Source organism: Cellulomonas aerilata (assembly GCF_007991755.1).
Taxonomy (GTDB): Bacteria; Actinomycetota; Actinomycetes; order Actinomycetales; family Cellulomonadaceae; genus Pengzhenrongella; species Pengzhenrongella aerilata.
Window position 1 is genome coordinate 84,188 of the sequence record NZ_BJYY01000009.1, and the last position, 14,196, is coordinate 98,383.

Genomic DNA, 14,196 nt, shown 5'->3' on the forward strand with positions numbered 1-14,196 from the left:
GTGCCCGATCCGGCCGTCGCGGGCGGAGGTCGCCGTCGGGTGGGGCCCGAGCACCCCACCTAGGGTGGAGACATGGCAGATGTCGAGCTGAGCCCCGCCGAGCGGTACGCAGCCTCCCGTCGCCGGGCGGCCGCCTCGCGCACCGAGCTGGCCCGGTTCCGTGAGCTGCTGGGGTTCCAGCTGGACGACTTCCAGGTCGCGGGGTGCGAGGCGCTCGAGTCGGGCCGGGGCGTCCTGGTGGCGGCGCCGACCGGGGCGGGCAAGACCGTGGTCGGGGAGTTCGCCGTCCACCTGGCGCTGGCCGGGGGGCGCAAGGCGTTCTACACGACGCCGATCAAGGCGCTGTCGAACCAGAAGTACGGCGACCTGGTGCGCCGGTACGGGCCGGACCAGGTGGGCCTGCTGACCGGCGACACCACCGTCAACGGGGACGCCCCCGTGGTGGTGATGACCACCGAGGTCCTGCGCAACATGCTCTACGCCGGCTCCGACGCGCTGCACGGGCTCGGGTTCGTCGTCATGGACGAGGTGCACTACCTCGCCGACCGCTTCCGCGGCCCGGTCTGGGAGGAGGTGATCATCCACCTGCCTCCCGAGGTGCAGCTGGTGTCCCTCTCGGCGACCGTGTCCAACGCCGAGGAGTTCGGGGACTGGCTCGAGATGGTCCGCGGCGACACCGCCGTGGTGGTCAGCGAGCACCGTCCCGTCCCGCTCGGTCAGCACGTGCTGACCCGCGACTCGCTGCTGGACCTGTACGCCGGCCACGTCGACCCGACCGCCCCGGGTCCCAACCCGCCGATCAACCCCGACCTGATGATCGCGATGCGGCGCCGCGACCGGGAGGGCTTCGGCCCCGGCTCGGCCCAGCAGGGCGGGCGCGGCGGCCGGGGGGACCGTGGCTACCGCGGCGGCGGCGGTCGCGGCGGGTTCAGCGGCGGCAGCGCGGGGTTCCGGCCGACGCCGCGGTTCGCCGTCATCGACATCCTCAAGGACCAGGGGCTGCTGCCGGCGATCGTCTTCATCTTCTCGCGCGCGGGGTGCCAGGGCGCCGTCTCGCAGTGCCTGGCGGCCGGCGTGCGGCTCACCTCGCCGCAGCAGGAGGAGCAGATCCGGGCGATCGTCGAGGACCGCTGCGCCACCATCCCGCCCGAGGACCTGCAGGTGCTCGGCTACTGGGAGTGGAGCGAGGCGCTGGCCCGCGGGGTCGCCGCCCACCACGCCGGGATGCTGCCGCTGTTCAAGGAGACCGTCGAGGAGCTGTTCTCCCGCGGGCTCGTGCAGGTGGTGTTCGCCACCGAGACGCTCGCGCTGGGGATCAACATGCCGGCGCGCTCGGTCGTGCTGGAGAAGCTGGTCAAGTGGGACGGCTCCAACCACGTCGACATGACGCCGGGGGAGTACACGCAGCTGACCGGGCGGGCCGGGCGGCGCGGCATCGACACCGAGGGGCACGCGGTCGTCGTCGACCATCCGGGACTGGACCCGGTGGCGCTCGCCGGGCTGGCGTCCAAGCGCCTGTACCCGCTGCGGTCCAGCTTCCGGCCCACGTACAACATGGCGGTCAACCTGGTCGCCCAGGTGGGTCGCGAGCGGGCCCGGGAGGTGCTGGAGACCTCGTTCGCGCAGTTCCAGGCCGACCGGGGCGTCGTCGGCCTGGCCCGGCAGGCGCAGTCCCACACCGAGGCCCTGGACGGGTACGCCCAGGCCATGAAGTGCCACCTGGGGGACTTCGCCGAGTACGCCGGGATCCGCCGGGGGATCGCGGACCGCGAGGCGCACCTGACCCGCGAGGCGGGTCGCGAGCGACGCGCGGAGGCCATGCGCTCGCTGGAGGAGGTGAAGGTCGGGGACGTCGTGGAGATCGGCTCGGGGCGACGCGCGGGGTACGCGGTGGTCCTCGAGCCCGCCATGCACAGCGGCTTCGACGGGCCCCAGCCGCTCGTGCTGACCACCGACCGGCAGGTCCGGCGGGTGTCGGTAGCCGACACCCCCGGCGGCGTGCGGACCGTCACCCGGATCAAGGTCCCCAAGGGCTTCAACGGCCGCAACGCGCCGTCCCGCCGGGACCTGGCCGCCAAGCTGCGCGAGGCGCTCCCCGACGTCGCCGCGCCCCGGCACGGGCGCCGGGGGAGCGTGCACAACGGGCAGTCGGACGACGACGCGGAGCTGGCCGCCCTGCGCCGACGGCTGCGTGCCCACCCGTGCCACGGCTGCCCGGACCGCGAGGAGCACGCGCGCTGGGCCGAGCGCTGGGACCGGCTGCGGCGCGAGCACGACGCCCTGGTCAAGCGCATCGAGGGCCGCACCAGCTCGATCGCCCGGGTCTTCGACCGGATCTGCGACGTGCTGCAGCAGCTGGGCTACCTCGTGCCGGTCACCACGGACGACGGCCGGGCGGAGGTGCGGGTCACCACGGAGGGGCAGTGGCTGCGCCGGCTGTACGCCGAGAACGACCTGCTCGTCGCGGAGTGCCTGCGCCGCGGGGCCTGGGACGAGCTGGACCCGCCGGCCCTGGCGGCGGCGGTGTCCACGGTCGTGTACTCCGCCCGCCGCGACGACCGCGACGCCGAGCCGCACGTCCCGGGCGGCCCGCAGGGGACGCTGGGCCGGGCGCTGGACGAGACGGTGCGGATCTGGTCCGAGCTGGACGACATCGAGTCCGAGCGGACCATCGAGTCGACCGGGCCGCTGGACATGGGCCTCGTGGAGGCCATGCACCGGTGGGCGTCGGGGCGCAGCCTGGACGCGGTCCTCAAGGGCACCGACTTGGCTGCCGGCGACTTCGTGCGGTGGTGCAAGCAGGTCATCGACCTGCTCGACCAGCTGTCCAAGGCGGCGCCGCACGCGCGGGTGCGCGAGTCCGCCCGGCGCGGGGTCGTGGCGCTGCGCCGCGGGGTCGTCTCCTACTCGTCCATCTGACCCGTCCGGGGCCCGGCCGCCGGGACGGCGGTGGCCCGTGGGTGGCCCGGCGGCCCGGGCGGCGGTCGCCTCGTGGGTGGTCTGGCCTATCGTGTCCGGCTGTGAGCTCCACCCTGTACCGGAACGGCGTCGTCCACTCGCCCGCCGACCCCTTCGCCGAGGCGGTGCTGGTCGCCGACGGCGTGGTGACCTGGATCGGCGCCGACGACACCGCCGCCGGCCTGGCCGCCACCGCGGGCACCGTGGTGGACCTCGACGGCGCCCTGGTGACCCCCGCCTTCGTCGACGCGCACGCGCACGTCCTGGAGAGCGGGCTGGCGCTGGAGAGCGTCGACCTGTCCGCGGCAGCCGGCGTGCGGTCCCTGGCCGACGCGCTCGCCGCGGTCCACCGCGCCGCGCAGGACGCCCACGCCGTCCGGGGCGTGGGCGGCGGGTCGCGACCGCTGCTCGGGCAGGGCTGGGACGAGAGCGACTGGCCCGAGGGCCGGGCGCCCACCCGCGAGGAGCTCGACGCCGCCGCCGGTGGCGCGCCGGTGTACCTGGCCCGGGTCGACGTGCACTCGGCCGTGGTGTCCACGAGCTTCGCGGAGGCCACGGGGGTCCGGGGGCTGGCGGGCTGGACCGACGACGGCCGCGTCGAGCGCGACGCGCACCACGCGGCGCGGGGGGCGGCCCGCGAGGTCACCGACGACCACCGCGACGCCCTGTACACCGCCGCCCTGCGGCACGCCGCGTCGCGCGGGATCGCGTCCCTGCACGAGCACAGCGCACCGGGCATCGACACCCGCGCCGGGCTGGTGCGGCTGCTCAGGCTCACCGGCGACGCCGCCGCCGGGCTGCCGCACGTGGTCGGCTACCGGGGCGAGCTGTGCGTCACCGTGGACGACGCCCGCGAGCTGCTCGACGCGATCCCGGGCCTGACCGGCATCGGCGGCGACCTCAACGTGGACGGCTCGCTCGGGTCCCGCACCGCGGCCCTGCGCGCCCCGTACGCCGACGACCCGGAGCGCAGCGGACCGCTGTACCTGACCGCGGAGCAGATCGCGGACCACGTCACCGCGGTCACCCGGGCCGGTGTGCACGCCGGGTTCCACGTCATCGGCGACCGGGCGATGGACGAGCTGCTGCTGGGGCTGCGGGCGGCCGCGGACGTCGAGGGCACGGGCCCGATCCGCGCCGCCGGGCACCGCGTGGAGCACGCCGAGATGGTCGACGCCGGCACGCTCGCCGCGCTGGTCTCGCTCGGGGTCCGGCTGAGCATGCAGCCCGCCTTCGACGCCGCCTGGGGCGGCCCGGACGGCATGTACGCCCGACGCCTCGGGCCCGGCCGCGCCGCCACGCTCAACCCCTTCGCCGACCTCGCCGCCGCCGGGATCCCGCTGGCGTTCGGCTCGGACTCCCCGGTGACGCCCTTCGACCCCTGGGGCGCCGTCCGGGCGGCCATGAGCCACCACGCACCGGAGCAGCGCATCTCCGCCCGGGCGGCGTTCCGGGCGCACACGCGCGGGGGCTGGCGGGCCGCCGCGCTGGACCACACCGGGGCCGGCGAGATCCGCGTCGGGGCACCCGCGCACCTGGCCCTGTGGCGCGCCGAGCACCTCGCGGTGCAGGCGGCCGACGGCCGGGTGTCCGCGTGGAGCACCGACGCGCGTGCCGGCACGCCGCTGCTGCCCGACCTCGGCCCGGACGCCCCCGAGCCGGTCTGCCTGCGCACGCTGCGCCACGGCGTCGTCCTGCACGACGTGCTCGGCTGACCCGCGCCCGGCCGGGCGTCGCACGACCGGGTGACGCGCCGGCGCGGCCCCGCGGCGCGTCCGGGTGACGCCTGCAGCGACGGCGTCCCGGCGGCCCGCCGGAGCCGCCCGGCGCACCGCGGGCGACCCGGTGGACGACACGCGGGACACGCCCGCCGACACGCCGCAGCGGGCACCGACGATCGCGCCCGTGACCAAGTTGTGACCAGCGTGGACGCCGCTGACCTGCGGAGACGTGCGCTTGACACCTCAGGTCGCCGGCCCGGTAGGTTCAACCCTCGTTCCACCCGCCCGCCGCCGTGCCCTGCAGGACGCAGGACCCCGGCGCCGCGGCCGGGGCACCGGTCGGGCACGCGTGTTCAGTAGAAAACAGACGGCTCGCGCCTACGTCGTCTGGACCGAAGGACACGCGGTCCGGCCGGAGCACCCGGCACGCTGACGTAGCCTTTTCCCGTGCCCGCCCGCCCTGAACCCACCCGCTGGTGGGCTCTGCTGCTGGGCGCGATCGGCGGCGTCGTGACCGACGCCGGCTTCCCCGGGCGTGGCTGGTGGGGGGCCGCCTTCGTCGGGATCGCCCTGCTGTTCGCGGCCCTGCGGCGGGACAGCGCCCGGTGGAACGCCCTGGTCGGGTTCGTCTGGGGGCTGGCCTTCTTCCTCCCGCACATCACCTGGGCCGACTACGCCGTCGGACGCGTCCCGTGGGTCGCGCTCAGCGTGCTCGAGGCGGGGTTCGTCGCGCTGTTCGGCGCCGCGTGGGCGTGGGCGCGGCGCGGGGTCGGGACCTGGCGCAGCCCGGGCCTGCAGGTGGCGGTGTTCGTGGTCCTGTGGGTCGCGGTGGAGCAGCTGCGGTCCGCGGCCCCGTTCGGCGGCTTCCCGTGGGGGCGGCTGGCGTTCTCCCAGGCCGACTCGCCCCTGGCGCGGCTCGCGTGGCTGGGCGGCGCCCCGCTCGTCTCGGCCGCCGTCGCCGCGGTCGGGGCGCTGCTCGCGATCGCGGTGCTATCCGCGCGGCGGCTCCGGGTCGTGCGGACGGTGACCGCCGTCGGGGCCGGCCTGCTGCTGCTCCTGGCCGGCTTCGTCGTGCCCCTGCAGACCCAGCAGCAGGCGGGGCAGCTGCGGGTGGGCGCCGTCCAGGGCAACGTGCCGACCCCCGGCCTGGACGCCTTCGCCCAGCAGCGCGAGGTGCTGCACAACCACGCCGCCGGCACCGAGGCCCTGCTCGACCAGGTCGAGCCGGGCGAGCTGGACCTGGTCGCGTGGCCGGAGAACGGGTCCGACGTCGACCCCCAGGTGGACCGGGACGCCGCCCGCGAGATCGACCACGCCGCCCGCGCGGTGGCCGCGCCGGTCCTGGTGGGCACGATCGAGTACCCCGACTCGGGCGGCCGGTACAACACCGCGGTCCTGTGGGAGCCCGGCGACGGGGTCACCGCGAAGTACTCCAAGCAGCACCCGGCGCCGTTCGCCGAGTACATCCCCCTGCGCGAGTGGGTCCGGCCGTTCTCGTCCGCGGTCGACCTCGTGCGCAACGACATGATCGCCGGCACCGAGGTCGGCGTGGTGCCGCTCGCGTCCGAGCGGCTCGGGCGCACCGTGCCGATCGGGGACGTCATCTGCTTCGAGGTCGCCTACGACACGCTCGTGCGCGACGCCGTCCGCGCCGGCGCGGAGGTGCTCGTCGTGCAGACCAACAACGCGTCGTTCGGGTACACCGACGAGTCGACGCAGCAGCTGGCGATGTCCCGGCTGCGCGCGATCGAGCTGGGCCGCTCGACCATCCAGATCTCGACGGTCGGGGTGAGTGCGGTCATCGCACCCAACGGCGTCGTCGTGCAGGACACCGGGCTGTTCACGGCCGAGCAGCTGGTCGACACCGTCCCGCTGCGCACCTCGCTCACGCCGGCGGCCGCGATGGGGATCTGGCCGGGGTGGGCGGTCAGCGCCCTCGCGGTGGTCGTCGTGGTGGCAGGCCTGGCCGGCGGCGCCCGCGAGCGTCGCGGGACGCGCCCACCGGCGGCGCTGTGACCCGGACGCTCGTGGTGATCCCGACCTACGACGAGGCCACCACCCTGCCCCGGACGCTGCGCGCCCTGCGCGACGCCGTGCCGTCCGCCGACGTCCTCGTGGTCGACGACGCCAGCCCGGACGGCACCGGGGACGTGGCGGACGCGTGGGCGGCCCGGGACGGGTCCGTCCACGTGCTGCACCGCACCGGCAAGCTCGGCCTGGGCACCGCCTACGTGGCGGGCTTCGGGTGGGCCCTGGAGCGCGGGTACGACGTCGTGGTGGAGATGGACGCCGACGGGTCGCACCGCGCGGTCGACCTGCCCGCCATCCTGGCGGCGCTCGACGGCGGCGTCGGGCTCGTCCTGGGGTCGCGCTGGGTGCCCGGGGGACGGGTCGTGCACTGGCCGCGGCACCGGCAGTGGCTGTCCCGGGGCGGCAACACCTACGCGCGGCGCGCGCTGGGCCTGCCGCTGCGCGACGCGACCGGCGGCTTCCGGGCCTACCGGGCCGGTGCGCTGCGGGACGTCCACCTCGAGGACGTCGCGTCGCAGGGGTACTGCTTCCAGGTCGACATGGCGCGCCGGGTCGTGGCGGCCGGTCACCCGGTCGTCGAGGTGCCCATCACGTTCGTGGAGCGGGTCGACGGGCGGTCCAAGATGACCCGCGGCATCGTCGCCGAGGCCCTGCTGCGGGTGACCGTGTGGGGCGTCACCCGGCGGATGCAGCAGACAGCCGGCGCGTTGCGCCGGCTGTCTGCGATGCGGGTGCGGCAGGGTCGGCTGCCGCGGGTGGGGCGTCGCCCCTGAGGATCAGGCGCTGCGGCGGAGCTTGCCCGCGCGCAGCAGCTCGAGGCGCTCCTCGAGGAGGACCTCGAGCTCCTTGATCGTGCGGCGCTCGAGCAGCATGTCCCAGTGGGTGCGCGGCGGCTTGCCGACCTTGCCCTCGGGACGCTCGTGCCCGCGCAGCAGCGCCTCGCCGCCGCCCGGGATCTCCCACACCAGCGGGATCTCGGCCTCGACGGAGAACGGCACCGTGACGCTGACGCCGTTGGGACCGTCGTAGTGGGCCAGGACACGGGGAGCGAACTCGACGCCCTCTTCCGTCTCCATGCTGTTGGAACCGATGCGCATTCCGCGCAACGACCGGTTCGCCATCAGATAACCTCCGAAGGTCTGGACTCGTGCTCTACCAGTGGTGTCAACGACCACTGCGACAGGCGTGTTCCGCCCCGGACGTGAAGGTCCGGTGAACACCGTCACAGTCGCCGCCTGTGTCAGGGTTGCTCGGTGACGCCTTCCTCCATGTCGTACCGCCGCTTGGGCACCTCGGGCCTGGTGGTCTCCACCGTGGGCCTGGGGTGCAACTCGTTCGGGGTGACAGTCCCCCCGCACGACGTCCCCGGCGTGGTGACCGCCGCCCTGGAGGCGGGGGTCACCTTCCTCGATACTGCCGACATCTACGGGAGTCGGCCAGGCGAGAGCGAGGAGCTGGTCGGCGACGCGCTGGTCGGGCGGCGCGACGACGTCGTCGTGGCGACCAAGTTCGGGCTCGACATGCGGGGTGCGGCGGGCGCCGACTGGGGCGCCCGCGGGTCCCGGCGGTACATCCGGCGCGCGGTGGAGGGGTCGCTGCGACGGCTGCGCACCGACCGGATCGACCTCTACCAGATGCACTCCCCGGACCCGCAGACCCCCGTGGAGGAGACGCTGGGCGCGCTCCACGAGCTGGTCGCGGAGGGCAAGGTGCTGTACCTCGGGTCGTCGAACTTCGACGCCTGGCAGGTCGTCGACGCCGACTGGACGGCGCGCACCCGCGGCCTGACCCCGTTCGTCTCGGTCCAGGACGCGTACTCGCTGCTGGAGCGAGGCCTCGAGCGCGAGGTGGTCCCGGCCGCCGACCGGGTCGGCGCGGGCGTGCTGCCGTACTTCCCGCTCGCCTCGGGGCTGCTGACGGGCAAGTACCGACGCGGGGAGGCGGCGCCCCCAGGCACGCGCCTGGCGCAGCGCCCCGAGCGCCTGGCCGCCGCGGACTTCGACCGGATCGAGGCGCTGTCCGCGCTCGCCCGGGCGTGGGGGATCGACCTGCTCACGCTCGCGATCGGAGGACTGGCGGCCCAGCCGGCTGTCGCGTCGGTGATCGCCGGTGCGCGGCGGGCGGAGCAGGTGCAGGCCAACGCGGCCGCCGGCGCGTGGCAGCCGAGCCTGGAGCAGCTGGCCGCGATCGACGAGGCAGCGCCCGGGCCGGCGTGAGCCTCAGGGGGCGGGCGCCGACGGCTGGGCGAGCACGACTCCGTCGGTGAACATGACGCCGTCGGCGAAGCGTGCCTCGACCCGCCCGCCGCCGAACTGCTCGGCGTACAGCCGGGCGTACAGGCCGCTGGGGGAGTCCACCAGCTCCTCGTGGGTGCCTCGCTCCACGATGCGCCCGTCGTCCACGACGAAGATGACGTCCGCGTGCCGGATGGTGGACAGGCGGTGGGCGATCGCCAGCGTCGTCCGCCGGGACACGGCCCTGGCGAGCGCCTCCTGCACGAGCCGCTCGGACGCCGAGTCCAGCGCGGAGGTCGCCTCGTCGAGGATGAGCACGCGCGGGTCCTTGAGCAGCACCCGGGCGATCGCCAGGCGCTGCTTCTCGCCGCCGGACAGCCGGTACCCGCGCTCGCCGACCGTGGTCGCGTAGCCGTCCGGGAACGACATGATCCGGTCGTGGATGTTGGCCGCGCGGCATGCCTCCTGGAGCTGGTCGTCGCTCGCGTCGGGGCGGGCGTAGCGCAGGTTCTCCGCGATGGTCGCGTGGAACAGGTACGGGTCCTGCGTGACCATGCCGACGACCTCGGCCAGCGATCCCAGCGTCACGTCCCGGACGTCCCGGCCGTCGACGCGGACCGCGCCGCGGTCGACCTCGTACAGGCGCGGCACGAGGTAGCTCAGCGTCGTCTTGCCGGCACCGGACGGCCCGACGAACGCGGCCAGCTGCCCCGGCTCGACCGCGAGCGAGACGCCACGGAGCGCCCACGGCCGCCGGCGCGACGGGCTCTCCTCGCCGTCCGGGGTCACCGCTGCAGCGACCTGGACGACGGCGGGCGGCCTGCCCGGCCCGCTGGGCGGGAGGCCGAGCGCACCCCAGCGCCCGCCGCCCATGCCGCTGCCACCACCGCCGCCACCCCGACCTCCACCCCGTGGTGCGGGCGGGGGAGCGGTCAGCCGCGGGGGTGGGGGGTAGGCGAACCAGACGCCGTCCAGCTCCACACGTCCGCGGACGCGCGCCGGGTCGAGCACGTCGGCGTCGGGGCGGTCGGCGATCGCCGGCTGCAGGTCGAGGTACTCGAAGATGCGGCGGAAGAGCGCGAGCGACGTCTGCACGTCCAGGGCGACCCGCATGAGCGAGATCATCGGCATCATCAGCCGCGCCTGCAGGGTCGAGAACGCGACGAGGGTCCCGGCGGAGATCGAGGCGGCTCCCAGGTCCCCGGTGAGCATGTACCCGGCCATGAGGTAGACCAGCGCCGGGGTGATCGCCATGAACGCCGACACCACGCCGAAGAACCCCTGGCCGGCCATCGCCTGGCGCACCTGCAGGTCGACCTGCCGCTCGTTCTCCACGCGGTAGCGGGCGACCTCGGCGTCGGCGCGGTTGAAGATCTTCGCCAGCAGCACCCCGGAGACGCTTAGCGCCTCCTCGGTGATGGCCGTCATGTCCGACAGCGACTCCTGGGTCGCCCGGGCCAGCCGCTGCCGGCGCGCGCCGACGCGCCGCTGCAGCACGACGAACAGCGGCATCAGCGCCACCGCCACGACGGTGAGCTGCCAGCTCAGCAGGAGCATCGCGACCAGCGACGCGAGCACCGTCACCAGGTTCGACAGGATCGACGACGCCGTCGTCGTCAGCACCGAGCGCACGCCGCCGACGTCGTTGGCCAGGCGGGACTGGATGGACCCCGTCTTGGTGGCCGTGAAGAACGCCAGCTCCATGCGTTCCAGGTGCTCGAACAGCCGCCCCCGCAGCTCGGCCATCGCCAGGTTGCCGACCTTGGTGGTCAGGTACGTCTGGCCGACGCCGATGGCGGCGCTCACCAGCGGCACGACGATCATCGCCGCGGTCAGCACGCCGAGCAGGCGCAGGTCGACGCCGGACCCGTCGACCGGGAACAGCGCCTCGTCGAAGACCCGCTGGGTGAGGAACGGCGTGATGACCCCGAGCAGTGCGCTGACACCGATCGCCACCGCCACGAGCGTCAGGGACCCGCGGTACGGCGTCAGCAGCGCCCCGATGCGCCGCAGGAGCGCGGGCGAGGCGGCGACCTCCGGGCCGGCGGGCGACGGGGAAGCGGTCGGCGCCCCGGCCGCCGGCGCGGTTCCGGTGCTCATGCGAGGGTCCTGTCGCGCGCACGGGCGAGCAGCGCGGCGTCGTCCAGACCGGCACGTCGCCAGGCCCGCTGGGCGTCGGCGCCGGTCCCGCCCGCGAGGACGACGTCGAGCCGGGCGGTGACCCGGTCCAGGTCCCCGGACCTCTCCAGGGCGGGGGAGACGTGCTCGAGCAGGGTCCGCACCACGGTCGCGGCCCGGGCGGGGCGCCCGGTGAACGGGTGGAGCAGGTCCGCGCTCATCCCGGTGCGCGCGGCCCGCCAGGCGGCGACCCGCAGCTGCTCCGTGCGCGGCTGGGGCGCGTCGTCGCGGGACCGGACGGCCGTGTCCGCGAGGGCACGCACGAGGGCCGCCTGGACGACGGCGTCCTCCACGTCCAGGCACACGTCGGCGACGCGCACCTCGACGGTGGGGTAGCGGGCCGAGAGCCGGGCGTCGAAGTACACCATCCCCTGGTCCAGGATCGTGCCGCTGGCGACGAGGTCCGCGACGACCCGGTGGTACGTGGCGGCGTCCCCGAACGGCGCCACCGGCCCCGAGGTGGGCCAGCGCCCCCACACCTGCGTCCGGAAGCTGGCGTACCCGGTGTCGACGCCGTCCCAGAACGGGGAGTTGGAGGTCAGCGCCAGCAGGACCGCGGCCCACCGGCGCAGGTGGTCGATGACCAGCACGCCCTCGTCGTCGTCGGCGACCGCGACGTGCACGTGGCAGCCGCAGGTCAGCTGCTCCTGGGCGAGCACGCCGAACCGCTCGCCGAGGCGCTCGGCCCGCGGCTCGGGGAACACGACCGACGTCGTCGCGCCGGGGGCGGTGGCCACCGCCGCGATGCGGGCGCCGGCGTGCTGGGCGGCCTCGTCCGCCGCGGCCCGCCCGGCCCGCAGCTGGTCCGCGAGGTCCCTGAGGTCCTCGCAGGGGTGCGTCGAGGTCTCGATCTGCTCGCGCTTGAGCTCCTTCTCCAGGTGCCCGCCCGGCTCCGACGTCGCGGGCTCCACCGCGTGCGCGTGGTCGAGCACGGCGGGTGCCACCGAGCTCAGCCTGCCGGCCGGGGAGACCAGCAGGAACTCTTCCTCGACACCCACAGTGCGCACCCGCACAGTGTGGACGGTGCCACCCACGCTGTCCCGCGTCCCGGCTGTGACCTCGGCCCGGCCGTACTGGAGCGGGGTCCGTGGTCAGGCGAGGAACGTGCGGATCGCCTCGACGACGAGCGCGTGGTCGTCGGCCTGCGGCAGACCGGACACGGTGACGGTCCCGACCACGCCGACGTCCCGGACCCGTACCGGGAAGCAGCCGCCGTGCGCGGCGTACTCCTGCAGCGGCAGCTCGTGCTGCGCGGCGAAGGTGATGCCCTGGCGCCGGGCGCGCAGGCCCACGAGGTACGACGACGCCCCGAACCGCTCGACGACGCGCACCTTGCGCTCGATCCAGCTGTCGTTGTCGGGCGTCGTCCCGGGCATGGCGGCGTGGAACAGCTGCTGCGGCCCACGCCGGATGTCGACCGTCACCGCCAGGTCCCGCTCCTGCGCGAGCTCGACGAGCAGGCAGCCCAGCCGCCACGCGTCGTTGTTGTCGAACCGGGAGAACACGAGCTCGTGCTCGTGCGCCTCGACCTGGGCGATCGTCTCGCGGACGTCCTGCTCGGGTGCACGTGCGGCGTCGGTGCTCATGGGTCCGATCCTGGACCCTGGGCGCCCGGCTCGGCCAATCGCGCCAGCTCTCCGTTCGCTGCGTACCGACACACCCCCGCACGCCGATAATGTGCATTATGACATCCGACGTGCGGCTCGAGGCCCGGAGGGCTGCCGCCACATCCCCCATGGGACCACGGGCGGCACCCTCGGCGGCCGCGGCACGCGCCCGGCGCGCGGCGGGGGCACGGCAGGCGCACAGTGGTCGGGTCGATCACCGCCGATTGGTCCTGGGGGCCCGCCATGAACGTTCTCCGCCGCACCGCACTCGCCGTGACGGGCGCCGTCGGCGCCCTGGTCCTGATGGCCGCCCCGGTCGTCGCCGCACCCAACGACGTCGACCAGGCGTTCCTCGTCGGAGCCCATCAGAGCAACCTCACCGAGATCGCCTCGGGTCAGGCGGCGGTCGAGAAGGCCACGACCTCCGAGGTCCGCGAGCTCGGGCAGATGCTGGTCACCGACCACCAGGCCCTCGACGCCCAGGTCGTCGCCGCCGCGCAGGCCCTCGGGGTGACGCTCCCCGCCGAGCCGTCCACGGTGCAGAAGGCCGCCCTGGCCGAGGTGTCCGCCCAGACCGGTCAGGCGTTCGACAACGCGTGGATCGCCGCTCAGATCACGTCGCACCGGGCCTCGCTGGCGCTCGGGCAGCGCGAGCTCGCGAACGGTGCCGAGCCGACGGTCAAGGCGCTGGCCACCGCCTCGGCACCGGTCGTCCAGCACCACCTCGACGCCGCTCTCGCGGCCGCCCAGAAGTACGGCGTGCCGACGTCCGTGCCCGCCGGCACGTCGGGTGAGGCCGCGACGTCGTCGCGCACGCTGGGCCTCGCCGTGGCGTTCGGTGGGCTGCTCCTGCTCGCGGCCACCTCGCTCCTCGTGGTGCGCCGCTCGCGCGCGTGAAGCACCGACTCGCCCCGTGGCGTGCCGACCGCCGCGTGCGCGCGATCGGCACGGCCACGGCGCTGGCCGTCGGGACGACCGCGGTCGTGCTCGGGGGTCAGCTCGCGCTGCGTCCCGGCGCGGTGGCGGCCGCCGACGCCGGCACCGTCCCCGCGGCGGGCCAGGTCGCGCCGCCACCCGCCGCCACCGAGGCGCTCGCCGCCGTCCCGACGGACGCCCCGGCAGCCGACCCGAGCGCGGCTCCCCTGCCCGAGCCGCCGGTCGACGTCGTCCGCACGTACGGCGTACCGCCGACGTCCGTCACGGCACCCGGCACCGAAGTCCGCGCCGACGTCGTCCCCGTCGGCGTGGGACCGTCCGGGGCGCTGCTCGTCCCGGAGGACCCCTCCGTCCTCGGATGGTGGTCGTCCGGCGCGGCGGCCGGGGCGGCGTCGGGGCACGTCGTGCTCGTCGGGCACGTCGATGCCGCCTCGGGCGTCGGCGTGATGCGCGACGTGCTCGACCTCGCGATGGGCACCACCGTGGAGGTCACGGACGAGACGGGCGCGACCACGCCCTACCGGCTCGTCG

Annotated in this window: 11 protein-coding genes; 7 read left to right on the forward strand and 4 right to left on the reverse strand. The window is 75.2% G+C overall.

Features of this window, described 5'->3' with window-relative positions; genetic code table 11:
- Window positions 1–72 precede the first annotated feature (72 nt).
- The 4 genes from CAE01nite_RS05945 to CAE01nite_RS05960 all read left to right on the forward strand — a co-directional run bounded on the left by CAE01nite_RS05945 (window position 73) and on the right by CAE01nite_RS05960 (window position 7,483).
- On the forward strand, window positions 73–2,919 hold the full coding sequence (locus CAE01nite_RS05945) for a DEAD/DEAH box helicase (protein ID WP_146901421.1): 2,847 nt from the start codon (window positions 73–75) through the stop codon (window positions 2,917–2,919).
- 101 nt (window positions 2,920–3,020) lie between these two features.
- Window positions 3,021–4,673, forward strand: coding sequence for an amidohydrolase (locus CAE01nite_RS05950; RefSeq protein WP_146901424.1), 1,653 nt, complete (start codon window positions 3,021–3,023; stop codon window positions 4,671–4,673).
- A gap of 453 nt (window positions 4,674–5,126) precedes the next feature.
- The gene (lnt, locus tag CAE01nite_RS05955) at window positions 5,127–6,695 is read left to right on the forward strand and encodes an apolipoprotein N-acyltransferase (RefSeq protein ID WP_146901427.1); all 1,569 of its coding nucleotides are present in this window, start codon (window positions 5,127–5,129) and stop codon (window positions 6,693–6,695) included.
- Window positions 6,692–7,483, forward strand: a complete 792-nt coding sequence (locus CAE01nite_RS05960) for a polyprenol monophosphomannose synthase (RefSeq protein WP_146901430.1) — start codon at window positions 6,692–6,694, stop codon at window positions 7,481–7,483. The genes lnt and CAE01nite_RS05960 overlap by 4 nt, the downstream gene beginning before the upstream one ends.
- 3 nt (window positions 7,484–7,486) lie before the next feature.
- On the opposite strand, the gene CAE01nite_RS05965 is transcribed toward CAE01nite_RS05960, so the two are convergent.
- Entirely contained in the window at window positions 7,487–7,831 is a 345-nt protein-coding gene (locus CAE01nite_RS05965) for an RNA polymerase-binding protein RbpA (RefSeq protein ID WP_146901432.1), read from the reverse strand.
- Between the two features lie 147 nt (window positions 7,832–7,978).
- On the opposite strand from CAE01nite_RS05965, the gene CAE01nite_RS05970 reads away from it, so the two are divergent.
- Window positions 7,979–8,926, forward strand: coding sequence for an aldo/keto reductase (locus CAE01nite_RS05970; RefSeq protein ID WP_146901467.1), 948 nt, complete (start codon window positions 7,979–7,981; stop codon window positions 8,924–8,926).
- Window positions 8,927–8,929: 3 nt separating this feature from the next.
- Here the strand turns inward: CAE01nite_RS05970 and CAE01nite_RS05975 are convergent, their stop codons facing one another.
- From CAE01nite_RS05975 to CAE01nite_RS05985, 3 genes are all read right to left on the reverse strand, one after another.
- Window positions 8,930–11,044, reverse strand: a complete 2,115-nt coding sequence (locus CAE01nite_RS05975; RefSeq protein ID WP_146901435.1) for an ABC transporter ATP-binding protein — start codon at window positions 11,042–11,044, stop codon at window positions 8,930–8,932.
- A complete protein-coding gene (locus CAE01nite_RS05980) occupies window positions 11,041–12,129 on the reverse strand; it encodes a carboxylate-amine ligase (RefSeq protein ID WP_246131030.1) in 1,089 nt (362 codons plus the stop codon). Before CAE01nite_RS05980 ends, CAE01nite_RS05975 begins: the two co-directional genes overlap by 4 nt.
- Before the next feature lie 84 nt (window positions 12,130–12,213).
- Window positions 12,214–12,708 carry a heme-degrading domain-containing protein gene (locus CAE01nite_RS05985; protein WP_146901438.1) on the reverse strand — a complete coding sequence of 165 codons (495 nt, stop codon included), beginning with the start codon at window positions 12,706–12,708 and terminating at the stop codon, window positions 12,214–12,216.
- Window positions 12,709–12,972: 264 nt separating this feature from the next.
- On the opposite strand from CAE01nite_RS05985, the gene CAE01nite_RS05990 reads away from it, so the two are divergent.
- Window positions 12,973–13,626, forward strand: coding sequence for a DUF4142 domain-containing protein (locus tag CAE01nite_RS05990; RefSeq protein ID WP_146901441.1), 654 nt, complete (start codon window positions 12,973–12,975; stop codon window positions 13,624–13,626).
- The coding region (locus CAE01nite_RS05995; protein ID WP_146901444.1) for a class F sortase at window positions 13,623–14,196 on the forward strand (574 nt) is incomplete at its 3' end. The genes CAE01nite_RS05990 and CAE01nite_RS05995, both read left to right, overlap by 4 nt.